We start from the raw sequence: 20,097 nt of genomic DNA on the forward strand, positions 1-20,097 counted from the left end.
AAAAAAACCCGGCTGGGATCAGCCGGGTTTTCGTGCCCGCCTCGCGGCGGGTCGCTACAACGCAGGGACTCAGGCGTTGTCGCCTTCGCCCTCGGTCGTCGCCTGCACCACGGGCGGCGGCTCGATGAAGAGCGACTGCTCTTCGTCGGCAATCGCCTGGGCGCGTTCGCGCTCGGACGCCTCGCGTGCCTTGCGGGCACGGTGGTAGGCCAAGCCGGTACCGGCCGGGATCAGACGGCCGACGATCACGTTTTCCTTCAGACCACGCAGGTCGTCGGTCTTGCCCATGATCGCGGCTTCGGTCAGCACGCGCGTGGTTTCCTGGAACGATGCCGCCGAGATGAAGCTGTCGGTCGACAGCGACGCCTTGGTAATACCGAGCAGCAGGTTCTCGTAGGTTGCCGGACGCTTGCCTTCGGCGATCACGCGGTCGTTCTCGTCGAGCAGTTCCGAGCGCTCCACCTGTTCACCCGGGATGAACTTGGTGTCGCCCACGTCAGCCACCTGCACGCGGCGCAGCATCTGACGAACAATCACTTCGATGTGCTTGTCGTTGATCTTCACGCCCTGCAGACGGTACACGTCCTGCACTTCGTCGACGATGTAGTGCGCCAGCTCCTCGATGCCCTTCAGGCGCAGGATGTCGTGCGGATCCGCCGGACCTTCCACGATCATTTCGCCCTTGTTCACCACCTGGCCGTCGTGCACCAGCACCTGCTTTTCCTTCGCGATCAGGAACTCGTGGGCATTGCCGTCCAGGTCAGTAATGACCAGGCGCTGCTTGCCCTTCGTGTCCTTGCCGAACGAAGTCGTGCCGGTGACTTCCGCCAGCACGGCGGCGTCCTTCGGCGAACGCGCTTCGAACAGCTCGGCCACTCGCGGCAGACCACCGGTAATGTCACGAGTCTTCTGCGATTCCGTCGGGATACGTGCAAGCACTTCACCGACGTGCACCTGCTGGCCGTCCTTCACGGTAATCAGCGCGCCGACCTGGAAGCCGATGGTCACGGAGTGGTCCGTGCCCGGGATCTTCACTTCCTGCCCGTTAGCGTCGAGCAGCTTCACCTGCGGGCGAATGCCCTTGGTGGCAGCCGTGCGGCGCTTGGCGTCGATCACCACGAGGGTCGACAGACCGGTGACTTCGTCCATCTGCTTGGCGACGGTCACGCCCTCTTCGACGTTCTCGAACTTGGTCGTACCGGTGTACTCCGACACGATCGGACGCGTCAGCGCGTCCCACGTGGCCAGCTGCGTACCAGCCTTGATGGCCTGGCCGTCCTGCACCAGCAGCGTGGCGCCGTACGGGATCTTGTGGCGCTCGCGCTCGCGGCCGTGGTCGTCGGTGATCAGCGCCTCGCCGGAACGCGAGATCACGATCAGTTCGCCCTTGGCGTTGGTCACGTAGCGCATGGTCACCGTGAAGCGGACCGTACCGGTCGCCTTGGCTTCCACGCTCGATGCCACTGCCGCACGCGATGCCGCACCACCGATGTGGAACGTACGCATGGTCAGCTGCGTGCCCGGCTCACCGATCGACTGGGCAGCGATCACGCCCACCGCCTCGCCGGAGTTCACCAGTACGCCGCGGCCGAGGTCGCGACCATAGCACTTGCCGCACAGGCCGTAGCGCGTGTCGCACGACAGCGGCGTGCGCACCTTGACTTCATCGACGCCGAGGGCGTCGATCAGGTCGACCAGGTCTTCGTCCAGCAGCGTGCCGGTTTCGATCGCGGTTTCCTGGGTTTCAGGGTTCACCACGTCAGCCACCGTCACACGGCCCAGAATACGATCGCGCAGGGCTTCGATCACTTCACCGCCTTCGACCAGGGCCTTCATGGCCACGCCGTTGGAGGTGCCGCAATCGTCTTCCACCACGACCAGATCCTGCGTCACGTCGACCAGACGACGGGTCAGGTAACCCGAGTTCGCGGTCTTCAGTGCCGTATCAGCCAGACCCTTACGTGCACCGTGGGTCGAGATGAAGTACTGCAGAACGTTCAGGCCTTCACGGAAGTTCGCCGTAATCGGCGTTTCAATGATCGAGCCATCCGGCTTGGCCATCAGGCCACGCATACCGGCCAGCTGGCGGATCTGCGCAGCGGAACCCCGTGCGCCCGAGTCGGCCATCATGTAGATGGAGTTGAACGACTCTTGCTTGACGGTGTTGCCGTTGCGGTCGACCACGTCTTCGTGCTGGAGCTGCTCCATCATCGCCTTGCCCACCTGGTCGCCGGCGGCGCCCCAGATGTCCACGACGTTGTTGTAACGCTCCTGGTCCGTCACCAGACCCGACATGTACTGCTTGTCGTATTCCTTCACCTTGGCCGAGGCCTCGGAGATGATCTTCTCCTTGGCCGGCGGCACCAGCATGTCGTCGATCGCGATCGAGATACCGGCGCGCGTTGCCAGGCGGAAGCCCGACTGCAGCAGCTTGTCGGCGAAGATCACGGTCTCGCGCAGGCCGCACTTGCGGAACGCCGTGTTGATCAGGCGCGAGATTTCCTTCTTCTTGAGCGGCTTGTTCAGCACCGAGAACGGCAGGCCCTTCGGCAGGATCTCGGACAGGATCGCGCGGCCGACCGTGGTGGCCTGCAGCGTGATCTTGGGTGCGAAACGCGCGTCGCCTTCGGCATCCTTGTCGACCAGCTCATACTCGGTGATACGCACGTTCACGCGGGAAGCCAGTTCGACTTCCTTGTTCTCGTAGGCGCGGATCACTTCGCTGATGTCGGCAAAGGTCATGCCCTCGCCCTTGCCGTTGATCTTGTCGCGGGTCGTGTAGTACAGACCCAGCACCACGTCTTGCGACGGGACGATCGACGGGTCGCCGTTGGCCGGGAACAGCACGTTGTTGGAGGCCAGCATCAGCGTGCGGGCTTCCATCTGCGCTTCCAGCGACAGCGGTACGTGGACAGCCATCTGGTCACCGTCGAAGTCGGCGTTGAACGCCGCGCAGACGAGCGGGTGCAACTGGATGGCCTTGCCTTCGATCAGCACCGGCTCGAACGCCTGGATACCCAGGCGGTGCAGCGTCGGCGCACGGTTCAGCATCACCGGGTGCTCGCGGATCACCTCTTCGAGGATGTCCCACACCACCGGCGTCTGGCTTTCGACTTCCTTCTTCGCCGCCTTGATCGTGGTGGCGATGCCCATCGTTTCCAGCTTGTGGAAGATGAACGGCTTGAACAGCTCGAGCGCCATCAGCTTGGGCAGGCCGCACTGGTGCAGCTTAAGCGTCGGGCCCACCACGATGACCGAACGGCCCGAGTAGTCGACGCGCTTGCCCAGCAGGTTCTGACGGAAACGGCCGCCCTTGCCCTTGATCATTTCGGCCAGGGACTTCAGCGGACGCTTGTTGGCACCAGTCATCGCCTTGCCGCGACGGCCGTTGTCCAGCAGCGAGTCAACCGCTTCCTGCAGCATGCGCTTTTCGTTGCGCACGATGATCTCGGGCGCCTTCAGCTCCAGCAGGCGCTTCAGACGGTTGTTACGGTTGATGACGCGGCGATACAGGTCGTTCAGGTCCGAGGTCGCGAAGCGGCCACCGTCCAGCGGCACCAGCGGACGCAGTTCGGGCGGCAGCACCGGCAGCACTTCGAGAATCATCCACTCGGGCTTGATGCCCGAACGCTGGAAGGCCTCGAGCACCTTCAGGCGCTTGGCGAACTTCTTGATCTTGGCTTCGGAACCGGTCGCTTGCAGCTCGGCGCGGATCTGTTCGATCTGCTTCTCGATGTCGATGCCGCGCAGCAGTTCACGGATGCCCTCGGCACCCATCATGGCGACGAACTCGCCCTCGCCGTACTCGTCGCACTTCGCGAGGTAGTCGTCTTCCGACATGATCTGGCTCTTCTTGAGCGGGGTCATGCCGGGTTCGAGCACCACGAATGCTTCGAAGTACAGCACGCGCTCGATGTCGCGCAGCGTCATGTCCAGGACCATGCCCAGACGCGACGGCAGCGACTTCAGGAACCAGATGTGCGCGGTCGGCGCGGCCAGTTCGATGTGGCCCATGCGCTCGCGGCGCACCTTGGCCAGCGTCACTTCAACGCCGCACTTTTCGCAGATCACGCCACGGTGCTTCAGGCGCTTGTACTTGCCGCACAGGCACTCGTAGTCCTTGATCGGGCCAAAGATCTTCGCGCAGAACAGGCCGTCGCGTTCCGGCTTGAACGTACGGTAGTTGATCGTTTCCGGCTTCTTGACTTCACCGTACGACCACGAACGGATCTTCTCGGGCGAGGCCAGGCCGATCTTGATCGCGTCGAACTGCTCTTCCTGCTGTACCTGCTTAAAGAGATCGAGCAATGCTTTCATTGCAACTCCTTGTTTCGCCGCCGCACCGAACTCTGTTCGGCACCGCGGCATTCATTCTGTGGGAAATCCTGCACTGGTGAGTGCCGGCCGCAGCCGGCACCCGCATCGGTTCGATCAGTAGCGATCGAGGTCGATGTCGATACCCAGCGAGCGGATTTCCTTCACCAGCACGTTGAACGATTCCGGCATGCCGGCATCGATCGAGTGCTCGCCCTTGACGATGTTCTCGTACACCTTGGTACGGCCGTTCACGTCATCGGACTTGACCGTCAGCATTTCCTGCAGCACGTACGACGCGCCGTAGGCTTCCAGTGCCCACACTTCCATCTCACCGAAACGCTGGCCACCGAACTGGGCCTTACCGCCCAGCGGCTGCTGCGTCACCAGCGAGTACGGACCGGTCGAACGCGCGTGCATCTTGTCGTCGACCAAGTGGTGCAGCTTCAGCATGTGCATCACACCCAGCGTGACCGGACGCTCGAACGCCTCGCCGGTGCGGCCGTCGTGCAGCGTGACCTGTTGCTTGGAAGCCGTCAGACCCTTTTCCTTGGCGATGTCGTCCGGGTAGGCCAGGTCCAGCATGCGGCGGATTTCGTCTTCATGCGCACCGTCAAACACCGGCGTTGCGAACGGCACGCCCTTCTTCAGGTTCGTTGCCAGTTCCAGCACTTCGGCGTCGGACAGGCTGTCCAGGTCTTCGGCCTTGCCGCTCTCGTTGTAGATCTGCGCGAGCAGCGGACGCAGTTCCTGCGCCTTGGCCGAGGCCTTGAGCATGTCGCCGATGCGCTGGCCCAGACCGCGCGCGGCCCAGCCCAAGTGGGTTTCCAGAATCTGGCCCACGTTCATCCGCGACGGCACGCCCAGCGGGTTGAGCACGATGTCGGCCGGGGTACCGTCCGCCATGTACGGCATGTCTTCGATCGGAACGATCTTCGACACCACACCCTTGTTACCGTGACGGCCGGCCATCTTGTCGCCAGGCTGCAGGCGGCGCTTGACGGCCAGGTACACCTTGACCATCTTGATCACGCCCGGCGGCAGTTCGTCGCCTTGCGTGAGCTTCTTGCGCTTCTCTTCGAAGGCCAGGTCGAACTCGTGGCGCTTCTGCTCGATGGCTTCCTTGACGGCTTCCAGCTGGGCAGCCACTTCCTCGTCGGCCGGACGGATGTCGAACCAGTGGTACTTGTCGATTTCCGCCAGGTATTCCTTGGTCAGCTTCGCGCCCTTTGCCAGCTTCTTCGGACCGCCGTTGACGGTCTTGTCGATCAGCAGACGCTCCAGACGCTGGAACGCGTCGCCTTCCACGATACGCAGCTGGTCGTTCAGGTCCAGGCGATAGCGCTTCAGTTCGTCGTCGATGATCGACTGGGCACGCTTGTCGCGGGTCACGCCTTCGCGGGTGAAGACCTGGACGTCGATCACGATGCCGCTCATGCCCGACGGCACGCGCAGCGAGGTGTCCTTCACGTCCGAAGCCTTCTCGCCGAAAATTGCGCGCAGCAGCTTCTCTTCCGGGGTCAGCTGGGTCTCGCCCTTCGGCGTGACCTTGCCCACCAGCACGTCGCCGGCTTCGACTTCGGCGCCGATGTAGGTGATGCCCGACTCGTCCAGGCGAGCCAATTGGGCTTCGGCCAGGTTCGAGATATCGCGCGTAATTTCTTCAGGTCCGAGCTTGGTGTCGCGGGCAACGACCGACAGTTCCTCGATGTGGATCGAGGTATAGCGGTCTTCGGCCACCACACGCTCCGAGATCAGGATCGAATCCTCGAAGTTGTAGCCGTTCCAGGGCATGAACGCGACCAGCATGTTCTGGCCGAGCGCGAGCTCGCCCAGGTCGGTCGAGGCGCCATCGGCCACGACGTCGCCGCGTGCCACGATGTCGCCGACCTTGACCATCGGACGCTGGTTGATGTTCGTATTCTGGTTCGAACGCGTGTACTTGATCAGGTTGTAGATGTCCACGCCGACTTCACCGGCCACGGCTTCGTCGTCGTTCACCCGGATCACGATACGCATCGCGTCGACGTAGTCGACCACGCCGCCACGCATCGCCTGCACGGCAGTACCCGAGTCGACCGCAACGGTGCGCTCGATGCCGGTACCGACCAGCGGCTTGTCCGGACGCAGGCAAGGCACGGCCTGACGCTGCATGTTCGCGCCCATCAGTGCACGGTTCGCGTCATCGTGTTCCAGGAACGGCACCAGCGATGCTGCGGCCGACACGATCTGCGACGGCGCCACGTCGATGTACTGCACGCGGTCCGGCGTGACCATACGGGTTTCACGCTCGGAACCTTCACGTGCCGACACCAGTTCGTCGGTCAGGTTGCCCTCGGCGTCGACGGTCGCGTTGGCCTGCGCCACCACGTACTTGCCTTCCTCGATCGCGGACAAGTAGTCGACCTGGTCGGTCAGCTTGCTGTTCTCGACCTTGCGGTACGGCGTTTCCAGGAAGCCGTACTCGTTCAGGCGCGCATACAGTGCCAGCGAGTTGATCAGACCAATGTTCGGACCTTCCGGCGTTTCGATCGGGCACACGCGGCCATAGTGGGTCGGGTGCACGTCACGGACTTCAAAGCCGGCACGCTCGCGCGTCAGACCGCCCGGGCCAAGGGCCGAAACACGGCGCTTGTGGGTGATTTCCGACAGCGGGTTGGTCTGGTCCATGAACTGCGACAGCTGCGACGAACCGAAGAACTCGCGAATCGCCGACGAAATCGGCTTCGAGTTGATCAGGTCGTGCGGCATCAGGTTCTCGGTCTCGGCCTGGCCCAGACGTTCCTTGACGGCGCGCTCCACGCGCGACAGGCCGGCACGGAACTGGTTCTCGGCCAGTTCGCCGACGCAACGCACGCGGCGGTTGCCCAGGTGGTCGATATCGTCGACTTCGCCCTTGCCGTTACGCAGGTTGACCAGGATCTTGATGGTCTCGAGGATGTCCTCGTCCTGCAGCACCATGCTGCCCTCGCCGCTCGGGCGCGACAGACGGCTGTTGACCTTCATGCGGCCCACGCGCGACAGGTCGTACGACTCTTCGCTGTAGAACAGGCGCTGGAACAGCGCTTCCACGGCTTCTTCGGTCGGCGGCTCGCCGGGGCGCATCATGCGGTAGATCGCGATACGCGCAGCGGTCTGGTCGGCGGTCTCGTCCACGCGCAGCGTCTGCGACATGTACGGGCCCTGGTCCAGATCGTTGGTGTACAGGGTCTGGATCTGCTTGACGCCGGCTTCGCGCAGGTTCTCGAGAACAGTTTCGGTCAGCTCGTCGTTGGCGTTGGCGATCACCTCACCGGTGTCCGGGTCGATGATGTTCTTGGCCAGCACGCGGCCCAGCAGATAGTCTTCCGGCACGCTGATCAGCTTGGTGCCAGCCGAGTCCAGGTCACGGATGTGCTTGGCGTTGATCCGCTTGTCCTTCTCGACGACCACGCGGCCGTTCTTGTCCGCGATGTCGAAGCGCGCGACTTCACCGCGCAGGCGCTCGGGCACGAACTCGAGCTGCGCGCCTTCCGACTGCAGCGTGAAGTTGTCGAACACGAAGAAGTGCGCGAGGATCTGCTCCGGCGTCAGGCCGATCGACTTCAGCAGGATCGTCACCGGCATCTTGCGGCGGCGGTCGACGCGGAAGTACAGGATGTCCTTCGGATCGAATTCGAAGTCCAGCCACGAACCACGGTAAGGGATGATACGTGCGGAGAAGAGCAGCTTGCCCGAGCTGTGGGTCTTGCCCTTGTCGTGCTCGAAGAACACGCCCGGCGAGCGGTGCAGCTGCGAGACGATGACACGCTCGGTGCCGTTGATCACGAACGAGCCGGTCGAGGTCATGAGCGGAATCTCGCCCATGTACACTTCCTGCTCCTTCACTTCCTTGACCTTGCCCGGGTTCTCGCGATCGTTGATGATCAGGCGGACCTTCGCGCGCAGGGCCGAGTGGAACGTCAGGCCACGCTGCTGGCATTCCTTGACGTCAAACGGCGGGTTGGAAAGGTGATACGAGACAAACTCCATACGGGCAAGCCCGTTATGGGAGGCAATCGGGAAAATCGCGTTGAAAGCGGCCTGCAGGCCTTCGGTCTTGCGACGCGCGGCCGGCGTTTCCGCTTGCAAGAACTGGGTGTAGGATTCAATCTGGGTTGCAAGCAGGAATGGAACCTGATGAACCGTCGCGCGCTTCGCAAAGGATTTGCGAATGCGCTTCTTTTCGGTGAAGCTGTACGCCATGGGATCTCCGAATCATCGCAGGGCGGCTGGACCTGGCCACGCCTGAGGTGTTCAGCGACTGGGAGGGGATTTGGCGGTTGGCCGCTACCAACCTCTGGCTGACGGTGTCCGCACGCTGCGGGCGGTGTGGTCATTGCATTGGCGCAAAGCCTGTACTCGCCCGGGGGACACCCGACCAAACTTGTCTTCTGCAGTCGGTTCAGAAGACAAACATCAGCAGCAACACGGTAGTTTGCCACTGATGTTTGGCGTCTGCTGGAACATCGGGAGTTTATCCCGCTTCAAACAACCAATAAATCACATTTCGCCGGTAGCGAGTGGCCAATAAAACACACTCGCACAAGCGCAAAAAGGCTGGCGCCGGGAATTTCCCTTTGCCAGCCCCATTTGCGTGCCGGAATGGCACGCAGGCAATGCTTACTTGACGTCGACCTTCGCGCCAGCGTCTTCCAGCTTCTTCTTGGCTTCGGCAGCAGCGGCCTTGTCCACGCCTTCCTTGACGGCCTTCGGTGCGCCATCGACCAGGTCCTTGGCTTCCTTCAGGCCCAGACCGGTGATTTCGCGAACGGCCTTAATCACGCCGACCTTGTTGGCGCCGACTTCAGCCAGGATCACGTTGAACTCGGTCTGCTCTTCGGCAGCAGCAGCACCGCCAGCGCCCGGGGCAGCAGCCACGGCCATTGCAGCGGCGGACACGCCAAACTTCTCTTCGAACGCCTTAACCAGGTCGTTCAGTTCCATCACGGACATCGCGCCAACGGCTTCCAGGATGTCGTCTTTGGTGATTGCCATTTGGATTACTCCTAAATTTGATTCGGTATCGGTATTGCGATCGGTATGCCCGATCTGTACGCAGCCTTAAGCAGCCGGGGCTTCCGCTTCCGCGGGAGCGCCTTCGCTCTTCTTGGCGGCCAGTGCACCCAGCAGACGGGCAAAGCCCGACACCGGTGCCTGCATCACGCCAAGCAGCTGAGCAATCAGTTCGTCGCGGCTCGGGATCGAGGCCAGCGCCTTGACGGCGTTGACGTCGAGCACCTTGCCGTCATACGACCCAGCGCGCAGGACCAGCTTGTCGTTGGTCTTGGCAAAGTCGTTGAGAACCTTGGCCGAGGCCACTGCATCTTCGGAAATACCGTAGATCAGCGGACCGGTCATTTGCTCTGCGAGGCCAGCAAACGGCGTACCTTCCACAGCGCGGCGGGCCAGCGTGTTCTTCAGAACGCGCAGGTAGACGCCTTGCTGACGGGCGGTAGCACGCAGCTTGGTCAGATCGCCAACCGCAATGCCGCGATATTCGGCCACGACGATGGTCTGGGCTTTGGCGACTTGCGCCGAAACCTCAGCAACGACGGCCTTCTTATCTTCAATATTGAGTGGCACGGTTTAGCTCCAAAACGATGCTTGTCTTGCGACGCGCATCAGTCCATACGAACGGCGACCGATTGGCCCGAATCACCCGGATCGAAACCCGGCTTCCTCATTCCCTTCGGGTGCGCCATCTGCGCTGGCGGGCCGGAGATCGTCGCAGCGGGTTGCCCCGTTACGCACGCACCTTCCGATTAAGCCCACACCCCCTGACTACAGCGGCGTGGACACCAGCGGTCTTTGATAACCAGCGATGCCTGCCGCGGCTTTCGCCTGCGGCGGGCACCACTGCCCAAAGCCTTGCTCCATTCCTCGCGGTCCGGAGACGGTTCCCGCGCGTGGCAGGAACCTTCAATTCTTGCAGCTGACCAGCGTTATCGGGTTCCGGTCAACCGAGTGCCGTCAGCTCAGGCCGACAGCGAAGCCTGCTCGACGCGCACGCCAACGCCCATGGTGGACGACACGGCGATCTTGCGCAGGTACACGCCCTTGCTCGTAGCCGGCTTGGCCTTGACCAGCGCGTCCAGCAGCGCAGCCAGGTTGCTCTTCAGCGCGGTGTCTTCGAACGAACGGCGGCCGATGGTGGCGTGAATGATACCGGCCTTGTCGACACGGAACTGAACCTGACCAGCCTTGGCGTTCTTCACAGCCTGGGCCACGTCCGGTGTTACGGTGCCAACCTTCGGGTTCGGCATCAGGCCGCGCGGGCCCAGGATCTGACCCAGCGTACCGACGATACGCATCGTGTCCGGCGAAGCGATCACGACGTCGAAGTTCAGGTTGCCGGCCTTGACTTGCTCGGCCAGGTCTTCCATGCCAACGATGTCAGCACCGGCGGCCTTGGCGGCCTCGGCCTTGTCGCCCTGGGCGAACACGGCCACGCGCACCGACTTGCCGGTACCGGCAGGCAGCACCACGGAACCACGGACAACCTGGTCCGACTTCTTGGCATCGATGCCAAGTTGAACGGCAACGTCGATCGACTCGTCGAACTTCGCCGAAGCGCAGCCCTTCACCAGGCCCAGGGCCTCGTCGATCGGGTAAAACTTGGTACGCTCGATCTTCGCCTTGTTGGCGGCGACGCGCTTGGAAACCTTAGCCATTTACAGACCCTCCACGGTGATGCCCATCGAGCGAGCCGAACCGGCGATGGTACGCACGGCGGCGTCCAGATCGGCGGCGGTCAGGTCAGCGTTCTTGGCCTTGGCGATTTCTTCAGCCTGGGCGCGGGTGATCTTGCCAACCTTGTCGGTGTGCGGCTTCGGCGAACCCTTGGTCACGCCAGCGGCCTTCTTGATCAGCACCGTCGCCGGGGGCGACTTCATCACGAAGGTGAAGCTCTTGTCGGCGAAAGCGGTAATCACCACCGGCACCGGCAGACCAGGCTCCATGCCTTGGGTCTGGGCGTTGAACGCCTTGCAGAACTCCATGATGTTCAGACCACGCTGACCCAGTGCGGGACCAACGGGCGGGGAGGGATTTGCCTTACCAGCCGGAATCTGCAGCTTGATAAAGCCAATAATCTTCTTGGCCATCTTTACTCCAATCCAGATCACTCCGTTTCACGGAGATGATCCTGTTGAGTCGTAACGCGCTGTCGCCGTACCGTCGGTACGGCCTCACGCTCCTCTTGGCGCAGCACCTGGCTGCGCCCTTTGCCCGCTGCCGGCCTTGCGGCCAGGCAACCGGCAAATTCCTTACACCTTCTCGACCTGACCGAACTCCAGTTCGACAGGGGTAGCACGTCCGAAGATCGTGACCGAGACGCGCAGACGCGACTTCTCGTAGTTCACTTCTTCCACGTTGCCGTTGAAGTCGGTGAACGGGCCGTCCTTGACGCGCACCATTTCGCCCACTTCGAAGAGCGTCTTGGGACGCGGCTTCTCGACCCCTTCCTGCATCTGGGTCATGATCTTGTCGACTTCGCGCTGCGAAATCGGGCTCGGGCGGTTGCGGGCACCGCCCACGAAACCGGTGACCTTGCTGGTGTTCTTCACCAGGTGCCAGGTTTCGTCCGTCATTTCCATCTCGACCAGGACGTAGCCCGGGAAGAAACGACGTTCGGTGACCGACTTGTGGCCACCCTTGATTTCCACGACTTCTTCCGAGGGCACCAGGATGCGGCCGAACTTGTCCTGCATCTCGGCGCGCTCGATGCGCTCCTGCAGCGCGCGTTGCACACTCTTCTCCATGCCGGAGTAGGCGTGCACGACATACCAGCGCTTCTTCGACGAAGGCGATTCCGCGGCGGTGTTTTCCTGCTGGGCGTTATCCGTCATGCGCTACCTCTTATTTCCAGCCCAGTACGAGCGAAAAGATGACCCACTCGATGAGCTTGTCTGCCGACCACAGGAACAGGGCCATGATCACGACGAAGGCGAATACCAGGCCGGTCATCTGCCCGGCTTCCTTGCGCGTCGGCCAGACGACCTTGCGAACTTCCCGGTACGATTCCTTGGCGAATCCAATGAAGTCCTTGCCAGGTGCGGACACCAGCGCAACGACTACACCCAGCGCGATACCCGCGAACAGTGCGGCGCCACGTACATAAGACGGTTGCTGTGCCAGTGCATAGAAACCGATGACGCCGGCAACCACAAGCAGCACCGCGACACCAAGCAACCACTTGCCGCTGTTGGCGTTTACGGTTTCGACATTGGGATTGGCCATGTTTCGCAAACGAGACTAAGCCGCGTCACGATGGTGTCTCGCGACGCGGCTGATTGATTTGGCAGGGGCAGAGGGAATCGAACCCCCAACCTTCGGTTTTGGAGACCGACGCTCTGCCAGTTGAGCTATACCCCTAAAACTACTTTGGGATCAGCAATGCTGCCAATCCCTCTGGCAACGAACGCGACCGGTTGGTGCCGCGTTCGCCTGATGCTACTTAGTCGAGGATCTTGGCCACGACGCCGGCGCCGACGGTACGGCCGCCTTCACGGATAGCGAAGCGCAGACCTTCTTCCATGGCGATCGGGGCGATCAGCTTGACGGTGATCGACACGTTATCACCCGGCATCACCATTTCCTTGTCCGCCGGCAGCTCGATCGAGCCGGTCACGTCGGTGGTACGGAAGTAGAACTGCGGGCGGTAGTTGTTGAAGAACGGGGTGTGACGGCCGCCTTCGTCCTTCGACAGGATGTACACCTCACCGGTGAAGTGGGTGTGCGGCTTGATCGAACCCGGCTTGCACAGCACTTGGCCGCGCTCGACGTCTTCACGCTTGGTACCGCGCAGCAGCAGGCCGACGTTGTCGCCAGCTTGGCCCTGGTCCAGCAGCTTGCGGAACATTTCCACGCCGGTGCAGGTGGTCTTCACGGTCGGGCGGATACCGACGATTTCGATTTCTTCGCCGACCTTGATCACGCCGCGCTCGATACGGCCGGTCACCACGGTGCCACGACCCGAGATCGAGAACACGTCTTCCACCGGCATCAGGAAGGTACCGTCAACGGCACGCTCCGGCGTCGGGATGTAGGTGTCCAGCGCGTCGGCCAGGTTCATGATGGCCACTTCGCCCAGCTCGCCCTTGTCGCCTTCCAGCGCCAGCTTGGCCGAACCCTTGATGATCGGGGTGTCGTCGCCGGGGAATTCGTACTTCGACAGCAGTTCGCGAACTTCCATCTCGACCAGCTCGAGCAGTTCAGCGTCGTCCACCATGTCGCACTTGTTCAGGAACACGATGATGTACGGCACGCCAACCTGGCGGGCCAGCAGGATGTGCTCACGCGTTTGCGGCATCGGGCCGTCAGCGGCCGAGCAAACCAGGATCGCGCCGTCCATCTGGGCGGCACCCGTGATCATGTTCTTCACGTAGTCGGCGTGGCCCGGGCAGTCAACGTGCGCGTAGTGGCGGTTGGCCGTTTCGTATTCGACGTGGGCGGTATTGATGGTAATACCGCGTGCCTTCTCTTCCGGCGCTGCGTCGATTTCGTCGTACTTCTTGGCGGCACCGCCGAACTTCGCTGCCAGCACCGTGGCGATCGCTGCGGTCAGCGTGGTCTTGCCATGGTCAACGTGACCAATCGTACCAACGTTCACGTGCGGCTTAGTCCGCTCGAACTTTTCCTTTGCCATTTCGCGACTCCTGTCTGGTAGCGATATTGCCAGTGCGGTATTTGGTGCCCATGGGCAGGATCGAACTGCCGACCTCTCCCTTACCAAGGGAGTGCTCTACCACTGAGCCACATGGGCAAAACTAGACGTATTACTTGTCGACAGCAACCGCGTTGTTTGGAGCGGGTGAAGGGAATCGAACCCTCGTCGTAAGCTTGGAAGGCTTCTGCTCTACCATTGAGCTACACCCGCCCGGTTCTCTTTGCTTCACCGGCCTTGTTAGCCAGTCACTGTCTTGCATTCTGGTGGAGAGGGCTGGATTCGAACCAGCGTAGGCGTAAGCCAACAGATTTACAGTCTGCCCCCTTTAGCCACTCGGGCACCTCTCCGCAGAGAACTATCGATTATGGTACCTCTCGCCTCGCCTGTCAAGCACTTTCCGTTGCGGAGTACATCGACCGGACCATCGAGCTGGCCACTGCCGGGCACGCTGGCACTGGCTATGGCAACCCACAAACACAGTTTAAATTTCTGCGTTCTCACCCTATAGGGAGGCTAAAAACGGCCTCCTGAAGGCCGTTGGAGGCCAATCCGGCAAGCCTGTCGGCCCAGGGAATGAGCTGCAGAAAGGACTTCAGAGTCCGTCAGCGGCGCCACAAAAGACAAAACCCCTCGCAGCACACGCTGTCGAGGGGTTTTGGGTATAAGAGCCTGGCGATGACCTACTTTCACACGGGTAATCCGCACTATCATCGGCGCGGAGTCGTTTCACGGACCTGTTCGGGATGGGAAGGGGTGGTTCCAACTCGCTATGGTCACCAGGCATAAGGGGTTGTGAGGCTGACATGGTCAACCTCACCAATTCGGGATGTAGTTTTGTAGCGTCGGGTTGTGCTGTATCGGCACAAGGCGATTGACTCACCAGGCTAAAACACACTGGTTATAGGATCAAGCCTTACGGGCAATTAGTACTGGTTAGCTTAACGCATTACTGCGCTTCCACACCCAGCCTATCAACGTCCTGGTCTCGAACGACCCTTCAAGGAGGTCAAGCCTCCAGGGAATCCTCATCTTCAGGCGAGTTTCCCGCTTAGATGCTTTCAGCGGTTATCTCTTCCGTACATAGCTACCCTGCGATGCCTCTGGCGAGACAACAGGTACACCAGCGGTACGTCCACTCCGGTCCTCTCGTACTAGGAGCAGCCCCCGTCAAGATTCCAACGCCCACGGCAGATAGGGACCAAACTGTCTCACGACGTTTTAAACCCAGCTCACGTACCTCTTTAAATGGCGAACAGCCATACCCTTGGGACCGGCTACAGCCCCAGGATGAGATGAGCCGACATCGAGGTGCCAAACACCGCCGTCGATATGAACTCTTGGGCGGTATCAGCCTGTTATCCCCAGAGTACCTTTTATCCGTTGAGCGATGGCCCTTCCATTCAGAACCACCGGATCACTATGTCCTGCTTTCGCACCTGCTCGACTTGTCGGTCTCGCAGTTAAGCACGCTTTTGCCATTGCACTTTAGGTACGATGTCCGACCGTACCAAGCGTACCTTCGAACTCCTCCGTTACACTTTGGGAGGAGACCGCCCCAGTCAAACTGCCTACCATGCACTGTCCCCGACCCGGATTCACGGGCCAAGGTTAGAACCTCAAACAAACCAGGGTGGTATTTCAAGGACGGCTCCACGTGAACTAGCGTCCACGCTTCAAAGCCTCCCACCTATCCTACACAGATCGGTTCAAAGTCCAATGCAAAGCTACAGTAAAGGTTCATGGGGTCTTTCCGTCTAGCCGCGGGGAGATTGCATCATCACAAACACTTCAACTTCGCTGAGTCTCGGGAGGAGACAGTGTGGCCATCGTTACGCCATTCGTGCAGGTCGGAACTTACCCGACAAGGAATTTCGCTACCTTAGGACCGTTATAGTTACGGCCGCCGTTTACCGGGACTTCAATCAAGAGCTTGCACCCCATCATTTAATCTTCCGGCACCGGGCAGGCGTCACACCCTATACGTCCACTTTCGTGTTTGCAGAGTGCTGTGTTTTTATTAAACAGTCGCAGCCACCATTTTATTGCAACCCCTTCACCCTTCTGGCGCAGGCCAGTCAAGCTACCAGGGCGTACCTTATCCCGAAGTTACGGTACCAATTTGCCGAGTTCCTTCTCCCGAGTTCTCTCAAGCGCCTTAGAATACTCATCTCGCCCACCTGTGTCGGTTTGCGGTACGGTCTCGTATGACTGAAGCTTAGAGGCTTTTCTTGGAACCACTTCCAATTGCTTCGCGAGCCTAGCTCACTCGCCCCACAGCCTTGAATTGCGCGCCCGGATTTGCCTAAGCGCCTTCTCCACTGCAGGGACCGGGACTTCCAACACCCGGACAACCTTCCGCGATCCGTCCCCCCATCGCATCATACGACGGTGCAGGAATATTAACCTGCTTCCCATCAGCTACGCATCTCTGCCTCGCCTTAGGGGCCGACTCACCCTACGCCGATGAACGTTGCGTAGGAAACCTTGGGCTTACGGCGAGGGGGCCTTTCACCCCCTTTATCGCTACTCATGTCAGCATTCGCACTTCCGATACCTCCAGCATCCTTTACAAGACACCTTCACAGGCTTACGGAACGCTCTCCTACCACGCACATTGCTGTGCGTCCGCAGCTTCGGTATATGGCTTAGCCCCGTTACATCTTCCGCGCAGGACGACTCGATCAGTGAGCTATTACGCTTTCTTTAAAGGGTGGCTGCTTCTAAGCCAACCTCCTGACTGTTTTAGCCTTCCCACTTCGTTTCCCACTTAGCCATATTTGGGGACCTTAGCTGGCGGTCTGGGTTGTTTCCCTCTTGACACCGGACGTTAGCACCCGATGTCTGTCTCCCGTGATTGCACTCTTCGGTATTCGGAGTTTGCTATGGCGGGGTAATCAGCAATAGACCCCCCAACCATGACAGTGCTCTACCCCCGAAGGTGAGACACGAGGCACTACCTAAATAGTTTTCGGAGAGAACCAGCTATTTCCAGATTTGTTTAGCCTTTCACCCCTATCCACAGCTCATCCCCTAACTTTTCAACGTTAGTGGGTTCGGTCCTCCAGTACGTGTTACCGCACCTTCAACCTGGCCATGGATAGATCATCTGGTTTCGGGTCTACACCCAGCGACTAATCGCCCTGTTCGGACTCGCTTTCGCTACGCCTGCCCTAATCGGTTAAGCTCGCCACTGAATGTAAGTCGCTGACCCATTATACAAAAGGTACGCCGTCACCCCTTACGAGGCTCCGACTGTTTGTATGCATGCGGTTTCAGGATCTATTTCACTCCCCTCCCGGGGTTCTTTTCGCCTTTCCCTCACGGTACTGGTTCACTATCGGTCGATCACGAGTATTTAGCCTTGGAGGATGGTCCCCCCATCTTCAGACAGGATTTCACGTGTCCCGCCCTACTTGTCGTACACCTAGTTCCACAACGCTGTTTTCGCATACAGGGCTATCACCTGCTACGGCCGGGCTTTCCATCCCGTTCTGCTAACAACACTGCTAAAGAGTACAAGGCTCTTCCCATTTCGTTCGCCACTACTTTGGGAATCTCGGTTGATTTCTGTTCCTGCAGCTACTTAGATGTTTCAGTTCGCCGCGTTCGCTTCCCACACCTATGAATTCAGTGTGGGATGACCCATTCGGGCCGGGTTTCCCCATTCGGACATCTCCGGATCAAAGCTCGTTTGCCAGCTCCCCGAAGCTTTTCGCAGGCTACCGCGTCCTTCATCGCCTGTGATCGCCAAGGCATCCACCACATGCACTTGTTCGCTTGACCCTATAACAAGTGTGTCTCAAGGACACCGTCTCGCTACAGGTTGAGTTCTCGCATTTGTGCCGTATTCCAAGTCATCTTTCGATCACTTAAATACTTTGGTTGATACAATCACAACCCGGTATCGCGTTATACAACTGAGCGTCTCATCAACGCTCGCGCGACACCTTTACTACATCCCATATTGTTAAAGAACAGCCGATCTTGCGATCGCTTGGCAATGCCAAATGCAAACACTCTTCTGCAGAGCGCTTGCATTTGGCCAACCAAACCAAGGTACTTCCGTCCCGCTCGTAAGCGGTGGTGGAGGATGACGGGATCGAACCGACGACCCCCTGCTTGCAAAGCAGGTGCTCTCCCAGCTGAGCTAATCCCCCCTCGGATAACTTGGTGGGTCTGGTAGGACTTGAACCTACGACCCCCGCCTTATCAAGACGGTGCTCTAACCACCTGAGCTACAGACCCTTGGCTGTAACAGCAAACAAACCGATAAGTGTGGACACTGAGCACGCAGAACGCGCGCCTCTGGAAAGGAGGTGATCCAGCCGCACCTTCCGATACGGCTACCTTGTTACGACTTCACCCCAGTCATGAACCCTGCCGTGGTAATCGCCCTCCTTGCGGTTAGGCTAACTACTTCTGGCAAAACCCACTCCCATGGTGTGACGGGCGGTGTGTACAAGACCCGGGAACGTATTCACCGCGGCATGCTGATCCGCGATTACTAGCGATTCCAGCTTCACGTAGTCGAGTTGCAGACTACGATCCGGACTACGATGCGTTTTCTGGGATTGGCTCCCCCTCGCGGGTTGGCAACCCTCTGTACGCACCATTGTATGACGTGTGAAGCCCTACCCATAAGGGCCATGAGGACTTGACGTCATCCCCACCTTCCTCCGGTTTGTCACCGGCAGTCTCTCTAGAGTGCCCTTTCGTAGCAACTAGAGACAAGGGTTGCGCTCGTTGCGGGACTTAACCCAACATCTCACGACACGAGCTGACGACAGCCATGCAGCACCTGTGTCCACTTTCCCTTTCGGGCACCTAATGCATCTCTGCTTCGTTAGTGGCATGTCAAGGGTAGGTAAGGTTTTTCGCGTTGCATCGAATTAATCCACATCATCCACCGCTTGTGCGGGTCCCCGTCAATTCCTTTGAGTTTTAATCTTGCGACCGTACTCCCCAGGCGGTCAACTTCACGCGTTAGCTACGTTACTGAAGAAATGAATCCCCAACAACTAGTTGACATCGTTTAGGGCGTGGACTACCAGGGTATCTAATCCTGTTTGCTCCCCACGCTTTCGTGCATGAGCGTCAGTCATGTCCCAGGGGGCTGCCTTCGCCATCGGTATTCCTCCACATCTCTACGCATTTCACTGCTACACGTGGAATTCTACCCCCCTCTGACACACTCTAGCCTTGCAGTCACAAGCGCCATTCCCAGGTTAAGCCCGGGGATTTCACGCCTGTCTTACAAAACCGCCTGCGCACGCTTTACGCCCAGTAATTCCGATTAACGCTCGCACCCTACGTATTACCGCGGCTGCTGGCACGTAGTTAGCCGGTGCTTATTCTTCCGGTACCGTCATCCCCCCACCGTATTAGGGCAAGGGTTTTCTTTCCGGACAAAAGTGCTTTACAACCCGAAGGCCTTCTTCACACACGCGGCATTGCTGGATCAGGGTTGCCCCCATTGTCCAAAATTCCCCACTGCTGCCTCCCGTAGGAGTCTGGGCCGTGTCTCAGTCCCAGTGTGGCTGATCGTCCTCTCAGACCAGCTACTGATCGTCGCCTTGGTAGGCTCTTACCCCACCAACTAGCTAATCAGACATCGGCCGCTCCTATCGCGCGAGGCCGTTACCGGTCCCCCGCTTTCACCCTCAGGTCGTATGCGGTATTAGCTAATCTTTCGACTAGTTATCCCCCACGACAGGGCACGTTCCGATGTATTACTCACCCGTTCGCCACTCGCCACCAGGCCGAAGCCCGTGCTGCCGTTCGACTTGCATGTGTAAGGCATGCCGCCAGCGTTCAATCTGAGCCAGGATCAAACTCTTCAGTTCAATCTCTGTGTGGACCCGAAGGTCCTCGCTCTTTCGAGCGGTCGCTCACTCTCAGAAAACTGACTGACCAGATCCGTAGACCCAGTCACGTTTTGCTGTGCGAGCACTGATAACTTTTGAAGCTCCGAAGTCCGAAGACTTCGTGCGTCCGCTACCCAGCGCCCACACTTATCGGTTGTTTGGTTGTTAAAGAACCCGCCCTTTCAGGCCACGCTACCGGCTTTGCCGTTTGCGTCGCTGCGTCAGCAGCAG

Annotated in this window: 9 protein-coding genes, 6 tRNA genes and 3 rRNA genes; all 18 read right to left on the reverse strand. The window is 59.8% G+C overall.

The features are described 5' to 3' along the window. Positions 1 to 69: 69 nt before the first annotated feature. The 18 genes from rpoC to K2O51_RS29430 all read right to left on the reverse strand — a co-directional run bounded on the left by rpoC (position 70) and on the right by K2O51_RS29430 (position 19,845). Positions 70 to 4,317: a DNA-directed RNA polymerase subunit beta' gene (gene rpoC / locus K2O51_RS29345; RefSeq protein WP_011299318.1), complete on the reverse strand. Its 4,248-nt coding sequence runs from the start codon at positions 4,315 to 4,317 to the stop codon at positions 70 to 72. 114 nt (positions 4,318 to 4,431) lie between these two features. Beyond that, complete coding sequence (gene rpoB, locus K2O51_RS29350) at positions 4,432 to 8,538, reverse strand: DNA-directed RNA polymerase subunit beta (RefSeq protein ID WP_011299319.1); 4,107 nt, start codon at positions 8,536 to 8,538, stop codon at positions 4,432 to 4,434. A 417-nt stretch (positions 8,539 to 8,955) separates the two neighbouring features. Beyond that, positions 8,956 to 9,330 carry a 50S ribosomal protein L7/L12 gene (gene rplL, locus K2O51_RS29355; protein WP_011299320.1) on the reverse strand — a complete coding sequence of 125 codons (375 nt, stop codon included), beginning with the start codon at positions 9,328 to 9,330 and terminating at the stop codon, positions 8,956 to 8,958. 66 nt (positions 9,331 to 9,396) lie between these two features. Next, the gene (rplJ, locus tag K2O51_RS29360) at positions 9,397 to 9,918 is read right to left on the reverse strand and encodes a 50S ribosomal protein L10 (protein WP_011299321.1); all 522 of its coding nucleotides are present in this window, start codon (positions 9,916 to 9,918) and stop codon (positions 9,397 to 9,399) included. Between the two features lie 392 nt (positions 9,919 to 10,310). Continuing rightward, on the reverse strand, positions 10,311 to 11,006 hold the full coding sequence (gene rplA, locus K2O51_RS29365; RefSeq protein WP_011299322.1) for a 50S ribosomal protein L1: 696 nt from the start codon (positions 11,004 to 11,006) through the stop codon (positions 10,311 to 10,313). Next, a complete protein-coding gene (gene rplK / locus K2O51_RS29370; protein ID WP_011299323.1) occupies positions 11,007 to 11,438 on the reverse strand; it encodes a 50S ribosomal protein L11 in 432 nt (143 codons plus the stop codon). It lies immediately after the preceding gene. Between the two features lie 162 nt (positions 11,439 to 11,600). Then, positions 11,601 to 12,182, reverse strand: coding sequence for a transcription termination/antitermination protein NusG (gene nusG / locus K2O51_RS29375; protein ID WP_011299324.1), 582 nt, complete (start codon positions 12,180 to 12,182; stop codon positions 11,601 to 11,603). A 10-nt stretch (positions 12,183 to 12,192) separates the two neighbouring features. After that, positions 12,193 to 12,573, reverse strand: coding sequence for a preprotein translocase subunit SecE (secE, locus tag K2O51_RS29380; protein WP_011299325.1), 381 nt, complete (start codon positions 12,571 to 12,573; stop codon positions 12,193 to 12,195). Between the two features lie 59 nt (positions 12,574 to 12,632). Further along, positions 12,633 to 12,708 (reverse strand) — tRNA-Trp (locus K2O51_RS29385). Between the two features lie 82 nt (positions 12,709 to 12,790). Continuing rightward, positions 12,791 to 13,981, reverse strand: coding sequence for an elongation factor Tu (tuf, locus tag K2O51_RS29390; protein ID WP_011299314.1), 1,191 nt, complete (start codon positions 13,979 to 13,981; stop codon positions 12,791 to 12,793). 42 nt (positions 13,982 to 14,023) lie between these two features. Next, positions 14,024 to 14,098 (reverse strand) — tRNA-Thr (locus K2O51_RS29395). 40 nt (positions 14,099 to 14,138) lie between these two features. Beyond that, a tRNA-Gly gene (locus tag K2O51_RS29400) sits at positions 14,139 to 14,212 on the reverse strand. 51 nt (positions 14,213 to 14,263) lie between these two features. Then, positions 14,264 to 14,349: transfer RNA gene (locus K2O51_RS29405), tRNA-Tyr, on the reverse strand. Between the two features lie 320 nt (positions 14,350 to 14,669). Continuing rightward, positions 14,670 to 14,783, reverse strand: a 5S ribosomal RNA gene (rrf, locus tag K2O51_RS29410). Between the two features lie 121 nt (positions 14,784 to 14,904). Beyond that, positions 14,905 to 17,785, reverse strand: a 23S ribosomal RNA gene (locus K2O51_RS29415). Positions 17,786 to 18,083: 298 nt separating this feature from the next. Continuing rightward, positions 18,084 to 18,159 (reverse strand) — tRNA-Ala (locus tag K2O51_RS29420). 11 nt (positions 18,160 to 18,170) lie between these two features. Next, positions 18,171 to 18,247, reverse strand: a tRNA-Ile gene (locus K2O51_RS29425). A 64-nt stretch (positions 18,248 to 18,311) separates the two neighbouring features. Beyond that, positions 18,312 to 19,845: ribosomal RNA gene (locus K2O51_RS29430) — 16S ribosomal RNA — on the reverse strand. Together the 16S, 23S and 5S rRNA genes with 5 tRNA genes alongside form the textbook arrangement of a ribosomal RNA operon. Positions 19,846 to 20,097: the final 252 nt, after the last annotated feature.

This window comes from Cupriavidus pinatubonensis (assembly GCF_019602855.1).
Classification (GTDB): domain Bacteria; phylum Pseudomonadota; class Gammaproteobacteria; order Burkholderiales; family Burkholderiaceae; genus Cupriavidus; species Cupriavidus pinatubonensis.